Here is a 23,780-nt window from a genome sequence, read left to right as displayed (position 1 = left end):
GTATCAGTCGCCAGATGCAGTGACTGGCACACCGCATTCGCGAGCAAGCCCGCTCCCACATTTTGATCTTCATCATTCTTTGAGATTGGTGTGAGCCCCAACAAAAAATGCGCCCCTGAGGGCGCATTTTTTTGTTCGGTCAACTATCGCCTGTCAGGCAATCGCATCCCAGGCACGGTCACCGTTCTCGTCTTTGATGCGAGTCGGCAAGCCCATCACGTCCAGCGCCTTCAGGAACGGCTCAGCCGGCAGTTCCTCGACGTTGGCCATGTGCTTCACGTCCCACTCGCCACGGGCAACCAGCAGCGCTGCGGCTACCGGCGGTACGCCGGCGGTGTAGGAGATGCCCTGGCTGTCGGTCTCGGCGAAGGCTTCTTCGTGGCAGGCCACGTTGTAGATGAACAGCTCGCGTGGCTGGCCATCCTTGGTCCCCTTGACCAGGTCGCCGATGCAGGTCTTGCCGGTGTAGCCAGGCGCCAGCGACGACGGGTCGGGCAGCACGGCCTTGACCAGTTTCAGCGGCACGACTTCCAGGCCTTCGGCGGTGGTGACCGGTTTTTCGGAGAGCAGGCCGAGGTTTTTCAGCACGGTGAACACGTTGATGTAGTGTTCGCCGAAGCTCATCCAGAAACGCACATTGGGCACGTCGAGGTTTTTCGACAGCGAGTGCACTTCATCGTGGCCGGTCAGGTACAGGTTCTGCGAACCGACCACAGGCAGGTCGTCGGTGCGTTTGACTTCGAACATGGTGTTGCTGGTCCACTGGCTGTTCTGCCAGCTCCACACCTGTCCGGTGAATTCGCGGAAGTTGATTTCCGGGTCGAAATTGGTGGCGAAATATTTGCCATGGGAGCCGGCATTGACGTCGAGAATGTCGATCGAATCAATGCGGTCGAAATGCTTTTGTTGCGCCAGCGCTGCATAAGCGTTGACCACACCCGGGTCGAAGCCCACGCCAAGGATGGCCGTGATGTTCTTCTGTTTGCACTCTTCCAGGTGGTTCCATTCGTAGTTGCCGTACCACGGCGGGGTCTCGCAGACCTTGCCCGGCTCTTCGTGGATGGCGGTGTCGAGGTACGCCACGCCGGTGTCGATGCAGGCACGCAATACCGACATGTTGAGGAACGCGGAACCGACGTTGATGACGATCTGCGATTCAGTCTCGCGGATCAGTGCCTTGGTCGCTTCCACGTCCAAAGCGTTCAGCGCGAAGGCCTGGATGTCGGCGGGTACCTTGAGGCTACCCTTGGCCTTGACGCTGTCGATGATGGCCTGGCATTTGGAGATGTTGCGCGACGCGATAGCAATACGACCGAGTTCGTCGTTGTGCTGCGCGCACTTGTGGGCCACCACCTTGGCGACACCTCCTGCACCAATGATAAGAACGTTCTTTTTCAATTGCTTTATCTCTCCTTTATCTGTCCGCTTTACGAAAGGCTGGACAGGTAGTCGTCGTAACCAAATTCACGAACCACTTCGACTGTACCGTCGAGTTGTTTCACTACGATGGACGGCATTTTCAGGCCGTTGAACCAGTTTTTCTTGACCATGGTGTAGCCTGCCGTGTCGATGAACGACAGTCGATCGCCGATGGCCAGCGGCTGATCAAATTGGTACTCACCGAAGATGTCCCCGGCCAGGCACGACTTGCCGCACACCATGTAGGTGTGTTCGCCATTGCTTGGCGCCAGCTTGGCGTTCAGGCGATAGATCAGCAGGTCCAGCAGGTGGGCTTCGATGGAGCTGTCTACCACGGCGAGGTTCTTGCCGTTGTAGAGGGTGTCGAGCACGGTCACTTCCAGGGAGGCGCTGTTGGTGATCGCCGCTTCGCCGGGTTCCAGGTACACCTGCACGTCGTACTTCTGCGAGAACGCCTTGAGGCGCTGGCAGAAGGCGTCGATGGCATAGCCTTCACCGGTGAAGTGGATGCCGCCGCCGAGGCTGACCCAGTTGACCTTGTGCAGCAGCGCGCCGAAGCGTTCTTCGATGGTGTTGAGCATCTGGTCGAACAGGTTGAAATCGCCGTTCTCGCAGTTGTTGTGGAACATGAAGCCGGAGATTTGCTCGATCACACCTTCGATCTTCACCGGGTCCCACTCGCCCAGGCGGCTGAACGGGCGCGCCGGGTCGGCCAGCAGGTAGTCGGAGCTGCTCACTTGCGGGTTGACGCGCAGGCCGCGGGTCTTGCCTTCGCTGCGCTCGGCGAAGCGCTGCAGCTGGCTGATGGAGTTGAAGATGATCTTGTCGCAGTTGTCGAGCATCTCTTCGATTTCATCGTCGGCCCAGGCCACGCTGTAGGCGTGGGCTTCACCTTCGAACTTCTGGCGACCCAGCTTGAGCTCGTACAGCGACGACGAGGTGGTGCCGTCCATGTATTCCTGCATCAGGTCGAACACCGACCAGGTGGCGAAGCATTTGAGGGCCAGCAGAGCCTTGGCGCCGGACTGTTCGCGCACGTAGGCGATCTTCTGCATGTTGACCAGAAGCTTCTGTTTGTCGATGAGGTAGTACGGCGTTTTGATCATTTTCAGAGCCTGCGGCGGTGCCTGCCAAAAAAGGACACGCATTGTGCCCGCACTTGGGACAGATCGAAAGGTTAGTCAGCGGAATTTGCTGGCCCGGTTATAAGCTGGCCTGTGAATATGACAGCCCGTAGGTATGATGAGCCGCTTTGATAACGGACCACGGCTTGGGCGACGAGAGGTGAGAATGGACGCATGGACGCTGCATTGGCTGGAAGCTTCGGGGAGCCTGGCGCAGTTTCGCCCGGAGTTGATCCGAGAGTTTGAGGTTGCCTACGAGGCAATCGCGCAACTGCTGCCGCCGCCGCGGCTGGACATTCTGATCCAGGGGTTGCCGGGGGAGACCCTTCCGGAACTTGGCCTGGTGGGCCGTGCTTATCGCAGCACGATGTTCAGCATGACCCTTGATCCCGATAACCCGAATTTCCTCACCAGCCTGCGAAGCGGTGCATTGCGTCGACACGTGGTGCATGAGGTGCACCATTGCCTGCGCATGGCGGGCCCCGGTTATGGCTGGACGCTGGGGGAGGCGATGGTCAGTGAGGGCCTGGCCGGGCAGTTTGTGCGGCAGGTGCTGGGCAGTGAGCCGGAGTTGTGGGAGCGGGCGCTTGCCCCCCAGGAACTGCTGAGTGCCCCGGTAGACCGCCAGCTTCTAGAATCCACGTATTACGATCACAGTGAATGGTTCTTTGGTACCGGCGCGCGGCCAAGATGGCTGGGATACACGCTGGGCTACCAGATGGTGGAGGCCTGGCTGGCAAAACAGGGCGAGGTGGACGCCGCCACATGGGTCAATGTACCCGCCCAAGACATACTCGCCAATGCCGCCAAAGCGGGGTTGGTGGCCTGACTTTGAAACACAAGCCCACCAAACAACCCCTATCCCCTGTGGGAGCTGTCGAGCCTCAGCGAGGCTGCGAAGGCGGCGGCACAGCCGATAAATAAGCCGCCTGACACACCTCTATCGCAGCCTCGCTAAAGCTCGACAGCTCCCACATGACAAAAACGCACCCACACTGACATTAAACCGTCATCTCCCCCGAACGTATTCAGGCCGGTTGTCGTTGATCACCTGCATGAAGCCTTCTGATCAATTAATGATTTAGCGTGGGTTGCATGTTCGTCCTGTACCGGCTCAAACCCGCAGCGCAGATAAAAGCTTGCGCCCTCGTGGGTGTCGGTAGACAGGCGCACGACATGGAAGGATTGCGCAGCGCGTGCCAAAAGCTGGCCCACCAACGCTTTGCCCACCTGGCGTCCCCTTGATGCCCGTGCGACGTACACCCGGCGCAGCCTGCCAACCTCCGGACCGGCGTAAGGGTCATGGGACAAACCGCCAACGGCGATCAACTGCCCGTTGCTGAATACGCCCAAAAGACATTCGCCTGGCTGGTCGAATCGGTTGGCGTCGTTGTGCCACTCTGCAACGAGTCGCGTGAGAAACCTGAACCCTTCGGCGACGGCTTCTGCTTCCAATACCAGGATCTCTTCGGGCAACGCCGAGAGGGTGCGTATCGACAAACCGTCCTCTGATTCAGCCACTGCGATTCTCCAGATCCAGCCAAGCGGCCTTGGAGTCAACGCAGGAGTGCTCCTGCTTGCCAGGCAAGAGCGGCGTATCGAGTGTAGCGATTGCTATCGAGACCCAGTCTGGGTAAACACCATTGATATCGGACCAGAACATCGACGAGCCGCAGCGTGAGCAAAACTCACGAAACACACCCTCGGAAGATTCATAAGCCTTGAGCGTTTGCAGCGAAGACTCGATGTGCACCGACGATTTCGGAGCACTCGCGTATGTCGCGAAGGCGGAGCCATGACTCTTTTGGCATTTTTTGCAGTGGCAATGCGTCACAGCTTTCAGCGGTGTCGATACTCGGTAGCTGACCGCGCCGCACAGGCAGCTACCCTGGTGAAGTCCTTCCATGTTGATTCAATCCCAAGCTCAATGGAGTGACTATACCGCTCTCCCATGAGCCTTGAGCAAGTCCGGTTTTCGGTATGACGTATTGGTCTTCAACTTGGTCCACAACCGAGTGGCCAGCCGCGCAATCGCTGGCGGCAGGTCCTCCACGATAAACAGCTTGTCCATCACGCTTTTCGGCGGGTAGATCGCCAGGTCTTGCTTCACCTCAGGGGTCACCAGCTCATCCGCCGCGCTGTTGGGGTTGGCGTAGTGGATGCTGTTGCTAATGTTGGCAATCACCTTGGGCTCCAGCAGGTAATTCATATAGGCATAGCCGTTTTTCTCGTGCGGTGCACCCTTGGGCATCACCACCATGTCCAGCCACAACGTCGAGCCTTCGTCCGGGATCGAGTAGGCGATGCTGATACCGTTTTTCGCTTCCCTGGCGCTGGCGGCAGCCTGTACCACGTCGCCGTTAAAGCCGATCACTGCGCAGATATTGCCGTTCGCCAGGTCGCTGATGTACTTGGAGGCATGGAAGTACTGGATGTAGGGGCGGATTTTCAACAGCGCCTGCTCGGCCTTTTTGTAGTCGGCCGGTTCGTGGCTGTGGTGCGGCAGGCCCAGGTAGTTGAGGGTGATCGGCAGGATCTGCGTGGGGTTGTCGATAATCGCCACGCCGCAGGCGCTGAGTTTCTTGATGTTGTTTTCATCAAAGAACAGGCTCCAGGAATGGGTGACGTCGGTGGTGCCGAAGATCGCCTTGATCTTCTCGACGTTGTAGCCAATCCCCGCCGTGCCCCACATGTACGGGAAGCCGTACTGGTTGCCCGGGTCGTTGGTCTCCAGCTTTTTCATCAGCAACGGGTCGAGGTTTTTCCAGTTGGGCAGTTGGCTTCGGTCGAGCTTCTGGATCGCCCCGGCCTTGATCAGCCGCGAGAGGAAGTGGTTGGACGGGCTCACCACGTCATAACCGGTATTGCCGGTCATCAGCTTGGATTCCAGCACTTCATTGCTGTCGTGAATGTCGTAGGTCGCCTTGATCCCGGTCGCTTTGGTAAAACTGGTCAAGGTGTCATCGGCGATGTAGCCGTTCCAGTTGGAAATGTTCACTTCTTCGGCGGCGTACACAGCCGCCGGGAGCGCGCTGAGGATGACCGCCAGGGACAGACTGTTGATGTGCATGTGAATCACCTTTATCGAGGTTTCTTGTTCTAGATTTCTGTCCGCGCTCGAACCGTTTCCACGCCCATACGCAGCATGGCACCGATGTCGAACAACGGCCGGGGTGGCAGCCAGCCGGGCTGTGCCCTGTGCATCACAGAGTGCAGGAGCGAGGAAGTCTGGCCCGACGCCCACTCGGCCAGCAGTCGACCCCACAGCGTGCCGCGGGCCACGCCTGAACCGTTGCAGCCCGCGACGGCATACAGGTTGCTTTCGACCCGCGCGAAATACGGTTGGCCGCTGCGGGAGGCGCTCAAGTGGCCGGTCCAGGTGTAGTGGATGTCTTGTTCGGTCAGCCACGGGAAGCGTCGCTGCAAGCCCTTTACATGGTGTTGGCGCCGGTGCAACAGGTCGCCGTTGGACAAGTCCCGGGTGCGGTACTCCGCTGTGTTGCGGATCATCACCCGATGGTCCGGTGTCAGGCGCACCGTGGCACCCAGTGGCCGCGTGGACAGCACGCCCCACGGTTCCACTGCGCCGATCCGGCGGTATTCCTCATCGCTGAGAGGGCGGGTGAGGCTGGCGCTGAGTTCCATCGGGAACGTCGCACTGGCCTCAAGGCCCACCCGTGGAATAAAGGCGTTGAGGCACACCAGCACCTGGCCGGCTTCAATGCAGGCGTCCAGGCCGTCGGCGCGAATGCCGCCATTGGCCATGCGCTCAAGGCCGGTGATGTCGGTGTTCTCATAAAGCGTCACGTTGTCCGGCAGCGCTTCGAGCAAACCCTTCACATACTTCGCCGGTTGCAGCAAGGCGTTGCCGTGGCCGCACCAGATGGCGGCCTGGTAATGCTCGGTGCCGAGTGTCTGCGCGAGTGCGGCACCTTGCAGGAACTGCGCTGAAGCACCCGCGGCACGCAAGGTCGCCAACTTGGCATCCACATGCGCAAGCTTGTCGCGATCGTGCACGGCGAAGTAGTAGCCGCTGTCCCGAAAGTCGCAGTCGATGGCATGGCGGGCGATGCGCTCGCGCACTTCATCGCTGGCTGCGCGGGAGATCGCGGTGTCCACCTCAAAGTCAGCGAAGCCTGCGTTGCCCATCAGTTCACTTGCAGCGGGATGCTCATGGGCCACCACAAAGCCGGAATTACGCGCTGAGGCACCTTGGGCGGCGCGCTGGCGGTCGACGATCACGATGCGCGCCTCGGGGTGCATCTCGGCCAGGTTGTGGGCCGCACACAAACCGGTGATGCCGGCGCCGATCACCAGCCAGTCGGCTTTTTGTAGGCCGGTGAGTCGGTCCCGGGCGGGGAGGCTTTCAGTCTGGGCAATCCAGCCACATGTGTTTTCCATGAAGATCCTCGGCTGTATGCGTTGCTGGCATAAATAAGTTCGGGCTGCAGCTGGAATCTATAGGGCCTGCGGTGATACAACCAACGTTATAAAATCATCCAACCATTCGGAAAACGCATGGATAACATCCGTCACGTGCCTTCGCTGCAGGGCCTTCAGGCGTTGGTTGAAGTCAGCGACTGCGCGAGCTTCACCGTGGCTGCGCAGAAGCTGTGCCTGACCCAAAGCGCGGTGAGCCGCAAAATCCAGCAACTGGAAAGCCATTTCGGCGTGCCGATGTTCACCCGGACCAGCCGCAGCCTGCGCCTGACCGCCGAAGGTGAGCAGGTGCTGGCCAGTGCCCGGAGCATCCTGGCGCAACTGAAGGGGCTGGAGGATCGGCTCTCGCCTCGTAAACGTCCGTTTCGCATCCGCCTGCATGTGTCGCTGGCGGTGCGCTGGCTGCTGCCCAAGCTCAGCGATTTCTATCGCAACCATCCCGATATTTCCCTGGCAATCGAGACCGTCGCCACCGAGGTGGTCGAGCCGGCGAGTGACAGCGATGCCTACATCCTTTACCTGCCCAAGCCCTACAACGATCCTGCGCGCCTGACCTTGTTCCACGAATCATTGGTGCCGGTCTGCGCGCCGGGTTTGGGGCCACTGGCTTCCGTGGAACAGCTCGAACACTTTGCGCTGCTGCATCGTTCAGCCGACAAGCAGGACTGGACGGCCTGGCTGGCGGCCAATGGCGCGCGGTCGCTGGACGACTACCGGCATATCCCGTTCAACCTCGACGAACTGGCGCTGGATGCCGCTGCGCGTGGGCTTGGGGTGGCGATGACGGATCTGACGCTGGCGGCCGAGTCGATCGAACGGGGTGTGTTGGTGGTGCCGTTTGGTCAGCCGCTGGTGACCGGCGGGGTGTATGCATTGTGCTTGCAGCCATCGGCGGCGTCACACCCAGGCTGCGTGCTGATCATGCAGTGGTTTGGTCAGCAGGCGCGGCATGCTAACGTCACGTCTTGACTCTCTATCGCCAGCCCATCCATGAAAATGCCCGATATCGACGCCATCCAGGCGTTCGTTCTGGTCGCCGAACTCAAGAGCTTTACCCGCGCTGCCGATGCCATCGGCGGCACCCAGGCGGCTATCAGCCTGAAGATAAAACGCCTCGAAGAAAGCCTTGGCCGCAAGCTGCTGGAACGCACGCCGCGACGGGTCACGCTGTCGGCCCATGGCCAGATGTTTTTGGCCAGCGCCCGCCGCTTGCTGGACAACTACCAGGAAGCGATGAACTGTTTTGGCCCGCAGAAACGCACCTTGCGCGTGGGCGTCAGCCACCACATTGTCGGCGCCGATCTCAGCCTGTGGCTGCGACGTTTGGCGACCACCGACCCGGACGTGATCGTGGCGTTCAGCCTCGGCACCTCGCGGGATATGTTGATGAACTACGAGCAGGGCAAGCTGGATGTGGCGATGATCCTGCGGCACGACAACCGTCGTCAGGACGGCGAAGTGGTGGGCATCGAACGCTTTGGCTGGATGGCTTCCCACGACTTCGAATTGCGCCAGGGCGGGGCGTTGCCCCTGGCGATCCAGCCGGAACCCTGCGGCATGCGCAGCATGGTGATGGCGGCGCTGGCCGAGCAGAACCGTGCCTGGGAAGAGGCGTTCGTGGGCAGCGGGATCCTGGCGATCGGCGCTGCAGTGGTGGCGGGAATTGGCATCGGCGCGATGGTGGGGCGAATGGCGCCCGGTGGCTGCGTCGACGTGGAGCAGCGTTTCGACCTGCCGCCGCTGCCCAGTCGTGAAGTGGTGCTGTATACGGCGCAGCGGGACTCTCAGGCGCAAGCGTTGATCCGCACGTTGAGCGCCGATATTCCCGCCGATTGAACTAGAAAATCAGACGCCCGGCCCAGGCCATCAGCAGCGCCAGGCTGCCGATGCCGAGGAGTGTGAGCCCAAGGGCTACGAAGTGAACGAGGAGGGTGGTCAGTGGCTGCTGCTGTTCCATGTGGGGGCTTCCTTGGGGCTTGGGAAGCAAAAGTATGCTGAGCGGCCGGGCACCGAAACAGACGCCGCCAGCTATTTCAGTGATAAGCAAAACGAAGGCCCACCCACTCCCGTGCGCATGGAGCGTGAGCGCCGCGCGATCACTCAAGCCTGGGCGGTGCATTTCATCATGAGTGGAACTTGTGATCATCTCAAATAAAATGAGTTTGTCTCACTATCACTCGATCCCGACAATGGCTCCCATACAAACACATTGGAGCTTTACGTCATGGCTGTTGCCCATTCCCTTGGATTCCCGCGCATTGGTCGCGATCGTGAACTGAAAAAAGCGCAGGAAGCGTTTTGGAAGGGCGAGCTCGACGAAGCCGGCCTGCGCGCCGTAGGTCGTGAACTGCGCAAGACGCACTGGGACCTGCAAAAGAAAGCCGGCATCGAACTGTTGCCCGCCGGTGACTTCGCCTGGTACGACCAGGTACTGACTCACTCGCTGATGTTCGGTGTGATCCCCGAGCGTTTCCGCCCGGCCGACGGCAAAGCCACCCTGCACACCCTGTTCGGTATGGCCCGTGGCGTCAGTGACAACTGCTGCGGCGGTGCCCACGCCCAGGAAATGACCAAGTGGTTCGACACCAACTATCACTACCTGGTCCCTGAATTCAGCGCCGACCAGCAATTCCAGCTGGGTTGGGAGCAACTGTTCGAAGAGGTCAAGGAAGCCCGTGACCTCGGCCACACCGTCAAGCCGGTGGTCATCGGCCCGCTGACCTACCTGTGGCTGGGCAAGGCCAAGGGTGGTGATTTCGACAAACTCGACCTGCTGGACCGCCTGCTGCCGCTGTACGGCCAGATCTTCCAGCGCCTGGCGGACCTGGGCGTGGAATGGGTGCAGATCGACGAGCCGATCCTGGTGCTGGACCTGCCGCAGGATTGGAAAAACGCCTTCGAGCGTGCCTATAACCTGATCCAGCGCGACCCGCTGAAGAAGCTGGTGGCCACCTATTTTGGCGGCCTGGAAGAGAACCTCGGCCTGGCAGCCAACCTGCCGGTGGACGGCCTGCACATCGACCTGGTGCGTGCACCGGATCAGTACCCGACTATCCTCGATCGTCTGCCGGCTTATAAGGTGCTGTCCCTGGGCGTGGTCAACGGCCGTAACGTATGGCGCTGCGACCTGGAAAAAGCCCTGGCCACCTTGCAGCATGCTCATGAGCGCCTGGGGGATCGCCTGTGGGTGGCGCCATCCTGCTCGTTGCTGCACAGCCCGGTAGACCTGTGCCGTGAAGACAAGCTGGATGCCGAGTTGAAAAGCTGGCTGGCGTTTGCCGTACAGAAGTGCGAAGAAGTGGCGGTGCTGGCCCAGGCCGTGAACCAGCCTGAAGCGCCGAACGTGATCGCTGCCCTGGCCGAAAGCCGTGCCGTGCAGGCGGCCCGTGCCGCTTCGCCGCGTATCCACAAGCCGGCGGTGCAAGCCCGTGTGGCGGCGATCACCGCCAAGGACAGCCAGCGTGACTCGCTGTTTGCCCAACGTATCGAGAAACAGCGTGCCGGCCTGAACCTGCCGCTGTTTCCGACCACCACCATCGGTTCGTTCCCGCAAACCGCTTCGATCCGCCTGGCTCGCCAGTCCTACAAGGCCGGCAAGTTGAGCGAAGCCGAATACGTCGAAGCCATGCACAGCGAGATCCGCCACGCTGTCGAAGTGCAGGAAAACCTTGGCCTGGACGTGCTGGTGCATGGTGAAGCCGAGCGTAACGACATGGTCGAATACTTCGCCGAACAGTTGGACGGTTATGTATTTACCCGCTTCGGCTGGGTGCAGAGCTACGGTTCCCGTTGTGTGAAACCGGCGGTGATTTTCGGTGACCTGAGTCGTCCGAAAGCCATGACCGTGGAGTGGATCCGCTACGCCCAGGGCCTCACCAACAAGGTGATGAAGGGCATGCTGACCGGCCCGGTGACCATGCTGATGTGGTCGTTCCCCCGTGAAGACGTGAGCCGCGAAGAACAGGCGCGGCAACTCGCCCTGGCGATTCGTGACGAAGTGGTGGACCTGGAAGCCGCCGGGATCAAGATCGTGCAGATCGATGAAGCCGCGTTCCGCGAAGGCTTGCCGTTGCGCCAGGCGCAGTGGAAGGAATACCTGGATTGGGCCACTGAAGTGTTCCGCCTGTGCGCCTCCGGCGTGCGTGACGAAACCCAGATTCACACCCACATGTGCTACAGCGAGTTCAACGATGTGATCGAGTCCATCGCGGCGATGGATGCCGACGTGATCACCATCGAAACCTCGCGCTCGGACATGGAACTGCTGGAGGCATTCGAAGCCTTCGCCTACCCGAACGACATTGGCCCAGGTGTGTATGACATCCACTCGCCACGGGTGCCGGATGCCTCGGAAATGGCCAACCTGCTGCGCAAGGCAGCCAAACGCATCCCGGCCGAACGCCTGTGGGTCAACCCGGATTGCGGCCTGAAAACCCGTGGCTGGCCGGAGACTGAAGCGGCACTGATTCACATGGTGACTGCGGCGCGTCAACTGCGGGCCGAACTGGCCTGATCCAACACCCGGAATCACACGCCGGGTGAAGATCAAAAATGTGGGAGCTGGCTTGCCTGCGATAGCGGTGTATCAGTCGCCAAAGATGCACGCTGAACCGCCGCTATCGCAGGCAAGCCAGCTCCCACAGGAATCTCCAGCGCTCAGAAAACTGTGAAATTGCCAGTTACAACCCTAGCAGACTAGAATGCGATCAATTCTTAATTACGCTTGGGCCCCACCGCCCAGCGCGCCCCGGTGATCGGCATGTCGTCTCCCCTCAATCTGCATATCCAGGACCTGTACTGCGAACACCATGGATGGTTGCACCGTTGGCTGGACCGCAAGCTGGGCAACGCCAGCGATGCCGCCGACCTGGCCCATGACACGTTCATGCGCCTGCTCACCCGGCAAACCACCGGCAACCTGGGCGCCGAGCCACGGGCATTGCTGACCCATATCGCCAAGGGCCTGATGATCGACAGCTGGCGCCGCCAGGAAGTGGAACGCGCCTACCTGGAAACCATCGCCCACCTGCCCGAACAGCATGTACCTTCGCCGGAAACCCGCTGGCTGATCCTCGAAGCGCTGTACCGCATTGAGGCGATGCTGCGGGATCTGCCGGAAAAAACCCGCCAGGCCTTCCTGATGTCGCAGATCGACGGCCTGACCTATCAGCAGATCGCCGATGCCCTGGGTGTGTCGCTGATTTCGGTCAAACGCTACATGCGCGAGGCCTTCCTGGCCTGCCTGAGCGTGGCATGAGCCAGTCGATTGATCCGCTGATCCTCGGTGAAGCCGCCGACTGGATGGTGCAGTTGCAGTCCGGCAGCGCCACCGATGAGGACCGCCGCGCCATCGCCCAGTGGCAGGGCCGCAGCGCCCAGCATGCCCAGGCCTGGCAACGGGCGCAGGCTATTCTGGGGGACTTCAACAGCGTGCCGGCGGCGATTGCCGGCGATACCCTGAAGCGCATCGGGCACAAAAAATCCCTCGGCCGACGCCAGGCGCTCGGGTTGTTGCTGGCGGCCGGCCCGGCGGCCTGGCTGGCGTATCGGCAGGTGCCGTGGCAGCAGTGGACCGCCGACCAGCACACGGCCATCGGCGAACAAAGGAATCTCACCTTGCCCGACGGCACACGCATGCTGATCAACACCGGCAGCTCGCTGAATATCGCGTTCTCCGAGCAGGTGCGGCGTATCGAGCTGCTCAAGGGCGAAGTGCTGATCACCACCGCCAAGGATTCGGCCCATCGCCCGTTCATCGTCCAGACCCGCCACGGTACCGCCAGGGCCTTGGGCACGCGGTTCAGCGTGCGGGTGGGTGAGCAGGCAAGCCGAGTGGCCGTGACCGAAGGCTCGGTGGAGTTGCTGGCGGCGCATGCCGGCCAGGGGGTGATCGTCAAGGCGGGCGAGCAGGGCGCCTTCAGTGTTGACCGGGTAGCCGCCGTCGAGCCGCTGGACGTCAGCACCCTGACCTGGGAGAACGGCATGCTGCTGGCCCAGCATATGCGCCTGGCGGACCTGCTGGATGAGCTGGGGCGTTATCGCGCCGGCGTATTGCGCTGCCATGCCTCGGTTGCCGACCTCACGGTGTCGGGTGCGTTTCCCCTGCGCGACACCGATGCCAGCCTGCACCTGTTGCAGGAAACCTTGCCGGTCAAGGTCAGCAGCCTGACCGGGTATTGGGTGACGGTCGAGCCGCGCTGATCTTTTTCAACTTTCGCTGATACCTTTTTCGTTGTCGCCCGGTGTAGGGGAGAACCCTCAACATTGCTCCGCGCCGACAGGAATGCCCATGACCGCCAGACCGCTCCCGTACTGCCCCCGTCCGTTGAAGGCTCTGAGCCTGGCGGTCGCCCTTGCCGCCGTCGCACCGCTGCAGAACGCCCAGGCAGAAGATGCTGCGCCAAGCAGTGCGGCGCGCAGCTATAACATCGCGGCGGAGCCGCTGGGGAATGTGCTGGCGCAGTTTGCGGCGTTGTCCGGGGTGCCGTTGTCGTTCGATTCCACGTTGCTCAACGATCAACAAAGCCCGGGGCTGCAAGGCAGCTACAGCGCACAATCGGGTTTTGCCCAGTTGCTGCAAGGCAGCGGCTACACCCTGCAAGGCACCGGCACCAACGGTTATACCGTGGTGCCCCAGGCCAGCGGCGGTGCGTTGGAGTTGGGCGCCACCACCATCAGCGGTGAAGCGAGCGGGGCGCAGGCAGACACGTATGCCGGTGGCCAGGTGGCACGTTCTGCACGCCTGGGCGTGTTGGGCAATCGGTCCATCAACGACGTGCCATTCAGCGTGGTCAGCTACACCTCGAAAACCATCGCCGACCAACAAGCGCGAACCGTCGGCGACGTATTGCTCAACGACGCGTCGGTGCGCCAGTCGTCCGGGTTTGGCAACTTCTCCCAGGTGTTCACCATTCGCGGGCTGCCGCTGAGCACCGATGACATCGCATTCAACGGCCTGTACGGCGTGCTGCCCCGGCAGATCATCACTACCGAAGCCCTGGAACGGGTGGAGCTGTTCAAGGGCCCGAATGCCTTCGTCAACGGCGTGTCGCCCTCGGGCAGCGGGATCGGCGGCAGCGTCAACCTGGTGCCCAAGCGCGCTGAAGACACGCCCACCCGCAGCGTCACCCTCGATTACGCCAGCGACAGCCAGGCCGGCGGCCACATCGACCTCGGCCAACGCTTTGGCGAGGACAACCGCTTTGGCGCCCGGGTCAACCTGGCGCGGCACGGCGGCGAAACCGCTGTGGATGACGAAAACAAAAGCTCGCAGTTGATCGCCGTTGCCCTGGATTATCGCGGCGAGCGCTTGCGGGTCTCTACCGACTTTGGCTACCAGAAAGAACGCATCAATAACGGCCGCTCGGTGGTCTACCTGACCGGCACCAAAGTCCCCAGCCCGCCCTCGGCCAAGGACAACTACGCCCAGGACTGGAGCTGGTCGCAGCTGGAAGACACCTACGGCATGGTCAACGCCGAATATGACTTGAACGATAACTGGACGGCCTACGCGGCAGGTGGCGCCAAGCACACTCGGGAGAACGGCCAGTATTCGTCGCTGTATGTCGCCAACGATGGCAGCGCCAAGGTGGGCTTCCTCTATTCACCCCATGATGAAGACAACAAAAGCGCCATGGCCGGCTTGAACGGGCACTTTGCGACGGGGCCGGTGACCCATCAGATGAACTTCGGGCTGTCGGGGATCTGGGGCGAGCAGCGCTCGTCCTACGAGGCGATCCTGCAAGCCAACCGCCAGCCCGGCAACCTGTACGACCCGACGCAAACGCCGCGACCTACCAACACCTATTTCGGCAGTGATATTCACGACCCGCGGGTTGTCGGCAAGAACCGCATCAAGAGTGCGGCGGTGTCCGACACCCTGGGCTTTTTGGATGATCGGGTGCTGTTGACCCTGGGCGTGCGGCGCCAGACCATCGAGGTGGACAGTTGGAACACGGCCACGGGGGCACGGGGTACACCGTACTCCGAGTCCATCACCACACCGGTCTATGGCCTGGTAATCAAGCCATGGGAGCACGTGTCGTTCTACGCCAACCGTATCGAAGGCCTGGCCCAGGGCCCGACGGCGCCACTCACGAACGTGACCAACCCCGGCGAAGTCTTCCCGCCCAAGCGCAGCAAGCAGACGGAAGCCGGGGTGAAGCTGGACTGGGAAAACTATGGCGCCACGCTGGGTGTGTACCGCATCGAACAGCCGAACAACGCGACCACCCGGTTCCCGGGCCAGAAGTTCGACACCTTCACTGTCGACGGTGAACAGATCAACAAAGGCGTGGAACTCAACGTGTTCGGCGAGCCCATCGACGGCCTGCGCCTGCTGGCCGGTGCCACCTGGATGGACACCGAACAGAAGAGCACTTCCAACGGCGCCACCGACGGCAACCGCGCCGCGGGTGTGCCGCGCTTCCAGTACAACGTCGGTGCGGATTGGGATGTGCCGGGCATCCAGGGTGCGGCGGTCAGCGCACGGATGCTGCGCACCGGGGGCGAATACGTCAACGCCGCCAACAGCCTGAGCATCCCGGCCTGGACCCGCGTCGACCTGGGGGCGCGTTATGGTTTCAAAGCGGATGACAAATACATCACCCTGCGCGCCAACGTCGAAAACGTAGCGAACAAGGCGTACTGGTCGTCGGCGTCGACGGCCAATAACTACCTGACCCAGGGTGAGCCGCGGACAGTGAAATTGTCGGCGACGGTGGATTTCTGAACCTGGGAAAACCTATCAGGTGATGAACAACCCGTGGCGAGGGAGCTTGCTCCCGCTGGGCTGCGAAGCAGCCCCAAAAAAAGGACACGGTGTTCTTTCAGGTGGCTCTCGATTGCCTTATTGGGGCCGCTTCGCAGCCCAGCGGGAGCAAGCTCCCTCGCCACAACAAGGCTGAATGTCCCTCGGTCAACCCGCGTTCACTTCAATCCGGTCAAAGCCCTTGAGGCGATACAGCATCACCGAGATCGCCCAACTGGCCACGAAGATCCCGATGATCATGTAGCCCAGCATCCCGAAACTGTCGTTCAGCGAGCCGATAAAGCTCCAGAACGATCCCTTCAGGTCCAACTGGTCACCCATCAACCCCAACGCCTCGATACTGCCGATCACCACCGCAACCACCACCGATACCAGGGTGATGGTCATGTTGTAGTAGATCTTGCGGATCGGCTTCATGTACGCCCAGCCGTATGCCCCCAGCATCAGGTGGCCGTCCAGCGTGTCCACCAGGGACATGCCGGCGCTGAACAGCAGCGGGAACACCATGATCGCCCACGGCGACAGCCCTTGAGAGGCCTGGGTCGCAGAAATCCCCAACAGGCCGATCTCGGTGGCCGTATCAAAGCCCAGGCCGAACAGGAAACCCAACGGGTACATGTGCCAGCTGCGGCTGATCAGGCGAAACACCGGGCGGAAAATCCGCGCCATGAAACCCCGGTCCGCCAGCAGCAGGTCGAAGTCGTCCTCCACATACGCACCGCCCTGGCGCACATGGCGCCAGGCCTTGTAGATCGCGTGCAGGATCACCAGGTTCATCAAGGCGATGACCAACAGAAACGAGGCCGAGACCGACGTGCCGATCACCCCGCCGATGGCCTTGAACCCTTCAAACCGCGCCTGCATCACCGAGGCCGCAAACGCGACGCCAATGGATGCCAGGACCACCACCGAAGAATGTCCCAGGGAGAAAAAGAAGCCCACCGCCACCGGACGTTTCTTTTCCTGCATCAGCTTGCGGGTCACGTTGTCGATGGCGGCGATATGGTCGGCATCCACCGCATGCCGCAGCCCGAAACCGTAGGCCAGGAGCGCGGTGCCGAGCAACACCGGATGCTCATGGAACGCCACCAGCGCCCAGATCCAGGCGACCACGTTAATGCCGATCAACAACCCGTAGATGCCAAACAGCTTGGCGCGAACCCGGGTGCTGGAGTCACTGAAAATCTGGGCAAGGCGTAGGATCATCAACACTACCTGTGTGCGTTGGAAACATTCAGACACGTTCCGAAACTTTATAGATTTTGTTTAGAGTGATGATGAAATTTGTGGAGTGAGTGAGGAGAGGATTGTGACGACGATGGAAAATGCAGCAATGGCGGTTATTGAGTTCTGGAAACAGGCGGGGCCCAAGCTCTGGTTTGCCAAGGATGAAGGGTTTGACCGGCGTTTTCGCGAGGCTTTCTACACCACGCATTTGCAGGCGGCCCGGCGCGAACTGGAGAGCTGGATGCAAACGCCGGAGGGCGCGCTGGCGTTGCTGTTGCTGCTGGACCAGTTCCCGCGCAATACCTTCCGTGGCACGGCGCATATGTTCGCCACCGACCCGCTGGCGCGTTTGTACGCGCGGCAGATGGTCGAGGCGGGGATGGACAAGTCGATCGAAACCCCGTTGCGGGCGTTTTGTTATTTGCCCTTCGAGCATTCTGAAGATCCCGGGGATCAACAGCTGTCGGTGGCCCTGAACAAGGACCTTGATGCCAATACCTACCGCTGGGCCAAGGAGCACGCCCGCATCATCGAGCGGTTCGGACGCTTTCCTCATCGTAATGAGGTGTTGACCAGGGTCACGACAGAGGAGGAGCGGGCGTTCCTGGAGGACGGTGGCTTTTCGGGCTAGGCCTCGGGTTCAGCCACTAAGTCTCTGACGCCCGCCTGGCGAAAACGCCGCACCCCCTTGAGATCAATCGCCCAGCGCAACGCTTCAGTCGCCGACGGACGTTCGCCTTGGGTAATCGCCGCGTCATCGGTGGTCAGTTTATTCAGGTAGCCCTTGGCGCCGCCGCGTTCGCTCCAGTAATGGGTGTGGCTGAGCCAGGACCTGGCGAGCCAGCCTTTCCATTTGCCCACGCTGACCGGCAGGTCCAGTACGCCGGGGCCCATCACCGGGCTGACCGGGCCGCCGACGATGTCGCCAAACAGGCCCAGGGGCGCGGGGAAGTAGAGGTTGGTCCAACGGGTCACGGCGAACGCCGCGGCATGGTGCAAATACAGGGGTGAAAATGGGCGACCGCCCACGGTGACGGGCAGCCGGCCGCTGTAGCCGTAGCCCTTATCGTCGAGCGTCGGCGGGCAGGCGGGGGCTTCGCGGCGTTCGATACGGCGCTGGAAGTCGCTCACGCTGCGGCCCAGCAACAGGCTGGCGTGGGCCATCGGGCTGCCGAGGGTGACGAGGTCAGTGATGCGCCACGGGTTGCCGAGGTTGCGTTGTTCGATAAAGGCTTCGGCTTGCTGTTCGCGGAACTTGAGGAGGCTTTGCAGGCGGCCGTCGAGGGCGTTTCCAGCCTTTGGCAGCGTGTCCTGGACCACCGGTTGCAGTCGCTCGTGGTTGGCGTAGCGGGCGGCGAGTTCCGGGCCGCCGGGGCGTAACTGATCGTGATGCTCGTGCCACAGGTAGCCGACGATGTCGTAGGCAATCACGCTGCCCAAACTGTGGCCGACGACGATGATGCGGTCGTAATCACCCTTGTCATGCAGGGCGCGCAGCAGGTCGACGCCATCGGCGCGGATCTGTTCGCGCACCACCACGTTCTGCGGGTTGGGGCTCAGGTAGCGGGCGGCATCGCCAAGGTATGACAGTGCCGAGTACTTCAGGGCCAGGCCGATCACCGCCAGCAGCACCGGGATCAGGGCGAAGGGGTTGTCGCTGTGGGGGAATCGGCCATACAGCGTCGCCAGGGTTCCGCTGACCAGCAGCACGAGCAGGGCCAGCAAGGCCCAGCGCGTGGCGCGCCAGATCGGCACGATGGCCGTCGGGATATCCCGGCGCGGGCGCTTGAAAATGTCCCATAGCCAACTGAGCAGGTGCCCGACCTTGGTGCCCTGCATCTTGTGGGCCCAGTAGTACTCGTAGAAATCGGTGGTGTTGCGACCCGCCGACTTCAACACGCGCAAATCGAAGTTGCGCGAAAACCGGTCGGGTTTGCTCCAGTAGAAAGGCGTCGCCTCGGGGGTGTCCGCCGGGATCGCCGCTTCGACGAAGCCACGCAGGGTATCCATCGGGCGCTGCTCGCCGATTCCGTGGATGACGACAACCGCTTGTTTCATCTAGTGATCGTTCCTTGATCCGCTTTTCGGGGCGTTACGGGTGGGGTTCAAGGGGCCATAGTATTGCCATTATCGATGGTATTCCAGCCAGGAATGCCCCCATAAAAACCGCGCATTTCATTTGCGCGGCGCGATCTCGTAGTGTGGTGCTCCCACCAAGGAGATGTCGCCGTGAACCATCGCCCGCTGAGCCTGTACGTTGACGCCCATTTCACCAGTCCCTACGCGATGTCGGCGTTTGTGACCCTGCGGGAAAAGGGCCTTGAATTTGAACTGCTCACCTTGAACCTCGACACGGCCGAGAACCAGACTGACGCGTACACGCACTTGTCGCTGACCGGGCGCGTACCGACCCTGGTGCAGGGTGAGTTTGCGCTGTCCGAGTCGTCGGCGATAACCGAGTACCTGGAGGATATGTTCCCGCAGGTGCCGGTGTACCCGGCCGAACCCCGCCAGCGGGCGAGGGCGCGGCAGGTGCAGGCGTGGTTGCGCAGTGACTTGATGCCGATTCGGCAGGAACGTTCGACCCTGGTGGTGTTTTACGGGCTCAAGGGCGAACCGCTGTCGCCGGTTGCTGAAGCAGCGGCCCACACGCTGATCAACGCGGCGCAGGCGCTGTTGGCCGACGGCCGCGACTACCTGTTCGGCGCGTGGTCGATTGCCGACGTGGACCTGGCCGTGATGCTCAATCGGCTGATCCTCAACGGTGACAGCGTGCCCGCCAACCTGGTGGCGTACGCCCAGCGCCAATGGCAACGGCCTTCGGTCCAGGAATGGGTCAAGCAGGCACGACCGTCGCTGTAGTCACACTCCTCAATTACAAAGTGAATCCTGGTCCATGAATATACTGTCGAGTGACTCCCGCCTGCCGCTGTACCAGCGTTTTCGGGATCATCTGATTGAGCAGATTGCCAATAATCACTGGCGCGCCGGTGCGGCTATTCCCCCTGAAGCGGTGTTGTCCACCCAGTACCAGCTGTCTACCGGCACCGTGCGTAAAGCGATCGAGGCATTGGTGGGCGAGGGCATTCTGGAGCGCCAGCAGGGCCGTGGTACGTTTGTGCGCCGCCCGAAGTTTCAATCGTCGTTGTTCCGGTGTTTCCGCTTCCAGGGCCCGGGCGGTGAATGTCAGCTGCCGCAGAGCCGGATCCTGTCGGTCAAGCCGGTGAAGGCGCCGTTGTCGGTGAGCGAGGTGCTGGGGCTGGCAGCGGATGCGCCGGTAATCTGCATCGTGCGGGTACACGTGCTGGACACCGGGCCAGTGCTGGCCGAGGAAATCTGGCTGCCCCGCGAGCGGTTCCAGGCGCTGCTGGACGTGGATCTGACCCGGCAGGGATTGCTGTTGTACCCCACCTACGAAGAAGTCTGCGGGCAAGTCGTGGCATCTGCCGAGGAAGCCCTCACCGCCGAGTCCATCGATGACGTGTGGGCCCGCTGGTTGCAGGTGCCGGTGGGCAGCCCGGTGATGGTGATCGAGCGGCTGGCCCGGGATTACGCCGGCCAACCCCTGGAGTTGCGACGCGGCCGTGGCCACGCCGAACATTTCCGTTATCGCGTGGATATACGCTGAGCTTGAGGCGCGGTGCTATTCGGCTTTGAGCAGCACCAGCCAGCTTTGCACCACCCGGCGGTCAAGGTCTTCCCAGTCGGCCATGCCCAGCACCCGGGTGGTGTTCAAGCCGCGCAAGTAGCCACGCAATTGCTGGGCAATCGCGTAGACCACTTCCGGTTCGGCGGCGTTGTCCAGCAGCACTTCCTCATAGTCGACCAGGTAATCGGCAACCCGCTCGCGAAACTCCGGAAGCACAGCTTCACGGATGCGATCGAAGGTTTTTTGGTGGGGCTTCATAGGCGTTCCTTATCATTTTGTGTGAGGCGGCCTGCACGACACTATTGCTCTAGATAATAGTCACCATCAAGTATTGCGAGTTCTGTTTTTCTGAAAAAGGAGGACAATTGCCATCATTGAACATGATGTGCAAGGACCCTGCGATGAGGACTTTTACCGGTTTGGCCCTGGTGGCGCTGCTGATGAGCACAATGGTTGGCTCTGCGTCGGCCGGGGGGCTTCAAGCCAGCCACCTGGCGCCAATCGTCGCCAGCCCGGTCGGGTTGCAGCATTCGCAATCGGTCGGCGTGCTCTACAGCGACAACACCCTCGACAACCTTGAGTACCTGGCGCGCTACCACGCCATGGCGGTCAATGGTGCCAAGGGCCAGCTGGACGAGCAGATTCGCCAGGCCTTCGTCGACAGTTCCGACCCGGACCTGGCGATTGACTGGCTGATGGCTTCGTTGCGGCACACCTTTGCCTCGGTCACCCGTTACGACAACCTTGATGCGCTGTTGCAGGCGCACCCGGATGTGGTGGTGATGCTCGATACCTACAACCAATTGCTGACCCAGCGTAACGATCGGGTGGAAGCGCGGTTTGTTGCCAAGTTCTATGACCTTGACCTGCAATACATCGCCAAAGCCGAGGGTTCGATGCAAATGCACTTGCCTAATGTGTGGGTACATGACAAAACGGCGCCCCAGATCGCTGCACAGATTGGGCAGCAGCGCGACGTTCAGTTGAACGCATTAAAGCAGTTCGATGCCTCGCTCAAGGCGTTGGTCGCTGCCGGTTAGCCCACTTCGTTTATTTTTCAGGAATTTTTATGCGCGTGTTGTTAGTGCCAGCGATGGCTTCTGCTTCTTTATTGATGACGGGCTGTGCATCCGCCCCCAATGCCCCAACCCTTACCCTGCAAACCGCCAAGGACCCTGAAGCCTACGTGCAGTGCGTAGTGCCCAAGTTCGAGAAAAACGGCATGACCTCCACGGTCACGCAGAATTCGCGGCATGCCCGGATCGTGGTGAGCAGCAAGATCGCCGCGGACAACATCCTCGAAGTCTACAAGTCCCAGGACGGCGGCAAGGTGTTCCTGTACGAGCGCAAGCCGTTGGCATCGACGTTCAAGCCGTCGCGGTTCGAGCATGCGGCGCAGGATTGCCTGTAATCGACGAGCGAGGATCTGATGTGGGAGCTGTCGAGCTTTAGCGAGGCTGCGATGGCATCGCTGCGGTATGACAGTGACACCGAGGTGATCCCATCGCAGCCTCGCTTAAGCTCGACAGCTCCCACAGTTGATCTTCATTGTCTTGAGCGAATGATTCAGCTCGGCTTTGGCTCGCTGCTGAACGTCTCGACCGCTTTCACCAACCCCTTGGCCGCCAACGCCACCAACTCACCGCCTTTTTGCGGGGTGGCCAGCGCCGGGTCTGAACCCATGCGCCCATCCGGGAATCGCGCGCGGAAGTCGCGGGCTTCGCGGATCGGGCCGGTGTTGGCGATTTGCGGCGAGTAGTCAGCCGACTTGATCGCGTCCGGGTAGGCCCATTGGGTCACGGCAATCTCCGACGGCGTGGCATGGCTGCCATGGCCCACCGGGAACTGCTGGTGCGCCAGCTCGTTCACGCCTTCCAGGTCCCACCAGTTGCACAGTTTCAGCGCATAACCCGACGGGCGCCCGCTGAAGCTGGCTTCGGCATACAGCTCGGAGAACGCCGCTTCGATCGAGGCAATATTGCCGCCGTGGCCATTGAGAAACAGGATCTTCTCGAAACCATGGCCTGCCAACGAGCGTACCCAATCACCAATCGCCGCGATAAAGGTCGAAGGGCGCAGGGAAATGGTGCCCGGGAAGCCCAGGTGGTGCTGGGCCATGCCGATGTTGAAGGTCGGGCCGATCAGGATGTCGGCGTTCTTCTGCGCTTCATGGGCAATGATTTCCGGGCACATCCAGTCGGTGCCCAACAGGCCGGTGGGGCCGTGTTGTTCGTTGGAGCCGATGGGAATCACGATGCTGCGGCTGCGTTCCAGAAACTGGCCAATCTCGATCCAGGTGGATTGATGTAAAAGCATCTCAGGTTCTCTCTCTCATCAAGCCCAGGAACACGGTGGAGTTCCTGGTGGCGTGAGCCGCATGGTGCACGGCAACAGCGAGAGCATCAACCGCCTTTGACAGTACCGGCACTTGCCATCTGGCGCGGCTTGCAGTTGAGGTAAGCCGAGGACTTCAGCCAGCGCTGGTCGGGGTACCAGGAAAACATGAACTGGCCGTCCTTGAGTTTGTCCACCACTTGGCGCGCTACCTGCGGGCGTACGGCGGGGCAGCCCTGGCTGCGGCCGATACGGCCTTCGCGCTTGCTCCACAATGGGCTTACATAGTCGGCGGCATGGATCACGATGGCGCGGTCCCGTGCACGGTCATTGAAACCCGGTTCCAGGCCGTCCATGCGCAGCGAGTAGCCGTGGGCGCCTTCGTAGCTCTCCTGGGTGCGGAACAAGCCAATGCTGGACTGGTAACTGCCTTCACGGTTGGAGAACTGGGTGGCGAAGTTTTCCCCGGATTTTTGTCCGTGGGCCACCAAATCCCGCAGCACTAATGTCTTCTTGCGCAGGTCGAAGATCCATAGGCGACGAGCGGTCGAAGGTTGGGAATAGTCGATCACCGCCAGCCGGTCGGACTGTTCGATGCCATTGCCCACCGCGCATTGCATGGCGCTCAAGGCTCTTTTCAGTACATCGGGGTTGAGTTCTGGAGCGGCGTGGGCGAGGCTGCTATACAGAGTAAGAGGTTTACCCGTGTCTGCGAGCGCAACGGTGCTCAGCGAGGCAAAGGTCGAGATGATCAGGCCGAGTCGGCAGCAAAAGGTCAGCATGTATAAAGCATCTCCGCCGTGGATGGGAGCTAAGC

The 23,780-nt window shown here is 61.2% G+C and carries 23 protein-coding genes; 12 read left to right on the top strand and 11 right to left on the bottom strand.

The features are described 5' to 3' along the window. Window positions 1–153 precede the first annotated feature (153 nt). The gene (locus tag HX811_RS04055; protein WP_003211412.1) at window positions 154–1,398 is read right to left on the bottom strand and encodes a saccharopine dehydrogenase family protein; all 1,245 of its coding nucleotides are present in this window, start codon (window positions 1,396–1,398) and stop codon (window positions 154–156) included. Between the two features lie 29 nt (window positions 1,399–1,427). After that, window positions 1,428–2,525 carry a carboxynorspermidine decarboxylase gene (locus tag HX811_RS04050; RefSeq protein ID WP_003211413.1) on the bottom strand — a complete coding sequence of 366 codons (1,098 nt, stop codon included), beginning with the start codon at window positions 2,523–2,525 and terminating at the stop codon, window positions 1,428–1,430. 184 nt (window positions 2,526–2,709) lie between these two features. On the opposite strand from HX811_RS04050, the gene HX811_RS04045 reads away from it, so the two are divergent. Next, complete coding sequence (locus HX811_RS04045; RefSeq protein WP_177044852.1) at window positions 2,710–3,372, top strand: DUF2268 domain-containing putative Zn-dependent protease; 663 nt, start codon at window positions 2,710–2,712, stop codon at window positions 3,370–3,372. 218 nt (window positions 3,373–3,590) lie between these two features. Here HX811_RS04045 and HX811_RS04040 read toward each other — a convergent pair whose 3' ends face one another. The 4 genes from HX811_RS04040 to HX811_RS04025 are packed head-to-tail and all read right to left on the bottom strand — an operon-like array spanning window position 3,591 to window position 6,944. Next, window positions 3,591–4,064: a GNAT family N-acetyltransferase gene (locus HX811_RS04040; RefSeq protein WP_177044850.1), complete on the bottom strand. Its 474-nt coding sequence runs from the start codon at window positions 4,062–4,064 to the stop codon at window positions 3,591–3,593. After that, window positions 4,057–4,449 carry a GFA family protein gene (locus HX811_RS04035; RefSeq protein WP_003210231.1) on the bottom strand — a complete coding sequence of 131 codons (393 nt, stop codon included), beginning with the start codon at window positions 4,447–4,449 and terminating at the stop codon, window positions 4,057–4,059. The genes HX811_RS04040 and HX811_RS04035 overlap by 8 nt, the downstream gene beginning before the upstream one ends. 30 nt (window positions 4,450–4,479) lie before the next feature. Beyond that, the gene (locus tag HX811_RS04030) at window positions 4,480–5,613 is read right to left on the bottom strand and encodes a polyamine ABC transporter substrate-binding protein (RefSeq protein ID WP_177044849.1); all 1,134 of its coding nucleotides are present in this window, start codon (window positions 5,611–5,613) and stop codon (window positions 4,480–4,482) included. 29 nt (window positions 5,614–5,642) lie between these two features. Further along, on the bottom strand, window positions 5,643–6,944 hold the full coding sequence (locus HX811_RS04025) for an FAD-binding oxidoreductase (RefSeq protein ID WP_177044848.1): 1,302 nt from the start codon (window positions 6,942–6,944) through the stop codon (window positions 5,643–5,645). 117 nt (window positions 6,945–7,061) lie between these two features. Between HX811_RS04025 and HX811_RS04020 the strand changes: the two genes are divergently transcribed. The 6 genes from HX811_RS04020 (at window position 7,062) to HX811_RS03995 (ending at window position 15,714) form a co-directional block, all read left to right on the top strand. Beyond that, window positions 7,062–7,952: a LysR family transcriptional regulator gene (locus tag HX811_RS04020; RefSeq protein ID WP_177044847.1), complete on the top strand. Its 891-nt coding sequence runs from the start codon at window positions 7,062–7,064 to the stop codon at window positions 7,950–7,952. A gap of 21 nt (window positions 7,953–7,973) precedes the next feature. Next, window positions 7,974–8,819, top strand: a complete 846-nt coding sequence (locus HX811_RS04015; RefSeq protein WP_256344376.1) for a LysR family transcriptional regulator — start codon at window positions 7,974–7,976, stop codon at window positions 8,817–8,819. A 388-nt stretch (window positions 8,820–9,207) separates the two neighbouring features. Beyond that, window positions 9,208–11,496: a 5-methyltetrahydropteroyltriglutamate--homocysteine S-methyltransferase gene (gene metE, locus HX811_RS04010; RefSeq protein ID WP_177022010.1), complete on the top strand. Its 2,289-nt coding sequence runs from the start codon at window positions 9,208–9,210 to the stop codon at window positions 11,494–11,496. A 246-nt stretch (window positions 11,497–11,742) separates the two neighbouring features. Next, on the top strand, window positions 11,743–12,240 hold the full coding sequence (locus HX811_RS04005) for a sigma-70 family RNA polymerase sigma factor (protein ID WP_177044846.1): 498 nt from the start codon (window positions 11,743–11,745) through the stop codon (window positions 12,238–12,240). After that, entirely contained in the window at window positions 12,237–13,184 is a 948-nt protein-coding gene (locus tag HX811_RS04000; protein ID WP_177044845.1) for a FecR domain-containing protein, read from the top strand. Before HX811_RS04005 ends, HX811_RS04000 begins: the two co-directional genes overlap by 4 nt. Before the next feature lie 88 nt (window positions 13,185–13,272). Continuing rightward, complete coding sequence (locus HX811_RS03995; protein ID WP_177044844.1) at window positions 13,273–15,714, top strand: TonB-dependent receptor; 2,442 nt, start codon at window positions 13,273–13,275, stop codon at window positions 15,712–15,714. A 186-nt stretch (window positions 15,715–15,900) separates the two neighbouring features. On the opposite strand, the gene HX811_RS03990 is transcribed toward HX811_RS03995, so the two are convergent. Next, on the bottom strand, window positions 15,901–16,959 hold the full coding sequence (locus HX811_RS03990) for a HoxN/HupN/NixA family nickel/cobalt transporter (RefSeq protein ID WP_003210212.1): 1,059 nt from the start codon (window positions 16,957–16,959) through the stop codon (window positions 15,901–15,903). A gap of 127 nt (window positions 16,960–17,086) precedes the next feature. Between HX811_RS03990 and HX811_RS03985 the strand changes: the two genes are divergently transcribed. Then, window positions 17,087–17,611, top strand: coding sequence for a DUF924 family protein (locus HX811_RS03985; protein ID WP_256344373.1), 525 nt, complete (start codon window positions 17,087–17,089; stop codon window positions 17,609–17,611). Here HX811_RS03985 and HX811_RS03980 read toward each other — a convergent pair. Further along, complete coding sequence (locus tag HX811_RS03980) at window positions 17,608–19,038, bottom strand: hypothetical protein (RefSeq protein WP_177044841.1); 1,431 nt, start codon at window positions 19,036–19,038, stop codon at window positions 17,608–17,610. The two genes, HX811_RS03985 and HX811_RS03980, sit on opposite strands and share 4 nt — an antisense overlap. A 171-nt stretch (window positions 19,039–19,209) precedes the next feature. Between HX811_RS03980 and yfcF the strand changes: the two genes are divergently transcribed. Then, window positions 19,210–19,842, top strand: coding sequence for a glutathione transferase (gene yfcF / locus HX811_RS03975; RefSeq protein WP_177044839.1), 633 nt, complete (start codon window positions 19,210–19,212; stop codon window positions 19,840–19,842). Between the two features lie 34 nt (window positions 19,843–19,876). After that, complete coding sequence (locus tag HX811_RS03970; RefSeq protein ID WP_003210205.1) at window positions 19,877–20,608, top strand: GntR family transcriptional regulator; 732 nt, start codon at window positions 19,877–19,879, stop codon at window positions 20,606–20,608. Window positions 20,609–20,623: 15 nt separating this feature from the next. On the opposite strand, the gene HX811_RS03965 is transcribed toward HX811_RS03970, so the two are convergent. Next, window positions 20,624–20,887: a hypothetical protein gene (locus HX811_RS03965; RefSeq protein WP_008435390.1), complete on the bottom strand. Its 264-nt coding sequence runs from the start codon at window positions 20,885–20,887 to the stop codon at window positions 20,624–20,626. 143 nt (window positions 20,888–21,030) lie between these two features. On the opposite strand from HX811_RS03965, the gene HX811_RS03960 reads away from it, so the two are divergent. Continuing rightward, a complete protein-coding gene (locus HX811_RS03960) occupies window positions 21,031–21,669 on the top strand; it encodes a hypothetical protein (protein ID WP_023658765.1) in 639 nt (212 codons plus the stop codon). Window positions 21,670–21,698: 29 nt separating this feature from the next. Further along, a complete protein-coding gene (locus HX811_RS03955) occupies window positions 21,699–22,040 on the top strand; it encodes a hypothetical protein (RefSeq protein ID WP_003210199.1) in 342 nt (113 codons plus the stop codon). Between the two features lie 155 nt (window positions 22,041–22,195). Here HX811_RS03955 and HX811_RS03950 read toward each other — a convergent pair whose 3' ends face one another. Both HX811_RS03950 and HX811_RS03945 read right to left on the bottom strand, forming a co-directional pair. Next, entirely contained in the window at window positions 22,196–22,945 is a 750-nt protein-coding gene (locus HX811_RS03950) for a creatininase family protein (protein WP_008435386.1), read from the bottom strand. An 86-nt stretch (window positions 22,946–23,031) separates the two neighbouring features. Continuing rightward, the gene (locus HX811_RS03945; protein ID WP_023658766.1) at window positions 23,032–23,745 is read right to left on the bottom strand and encodes a murein L,D-transpeptidase catalytic domain family protein; all 714 of its coding nucleotides are present in this window, start codon (window positions 23,743–23,745) and stop codon (window positions 23,032–23,034) included. Between the last annotated feature and the right edge of the window lie 35 nt (window positions 23,746–23,780).

This window comes from Pseudomonas sp. F8002 (assembly GCF_013385495.1).
Classification (GTDB): Bacteria; Pseudomonadota; Gammaproteobacteria; order Pseudomonadales; family Pseudomonadaceae; genus Aquipseudomonas.
This window is presented reverse-complemented; position numbering and strand designations above follow the sequence as displayed.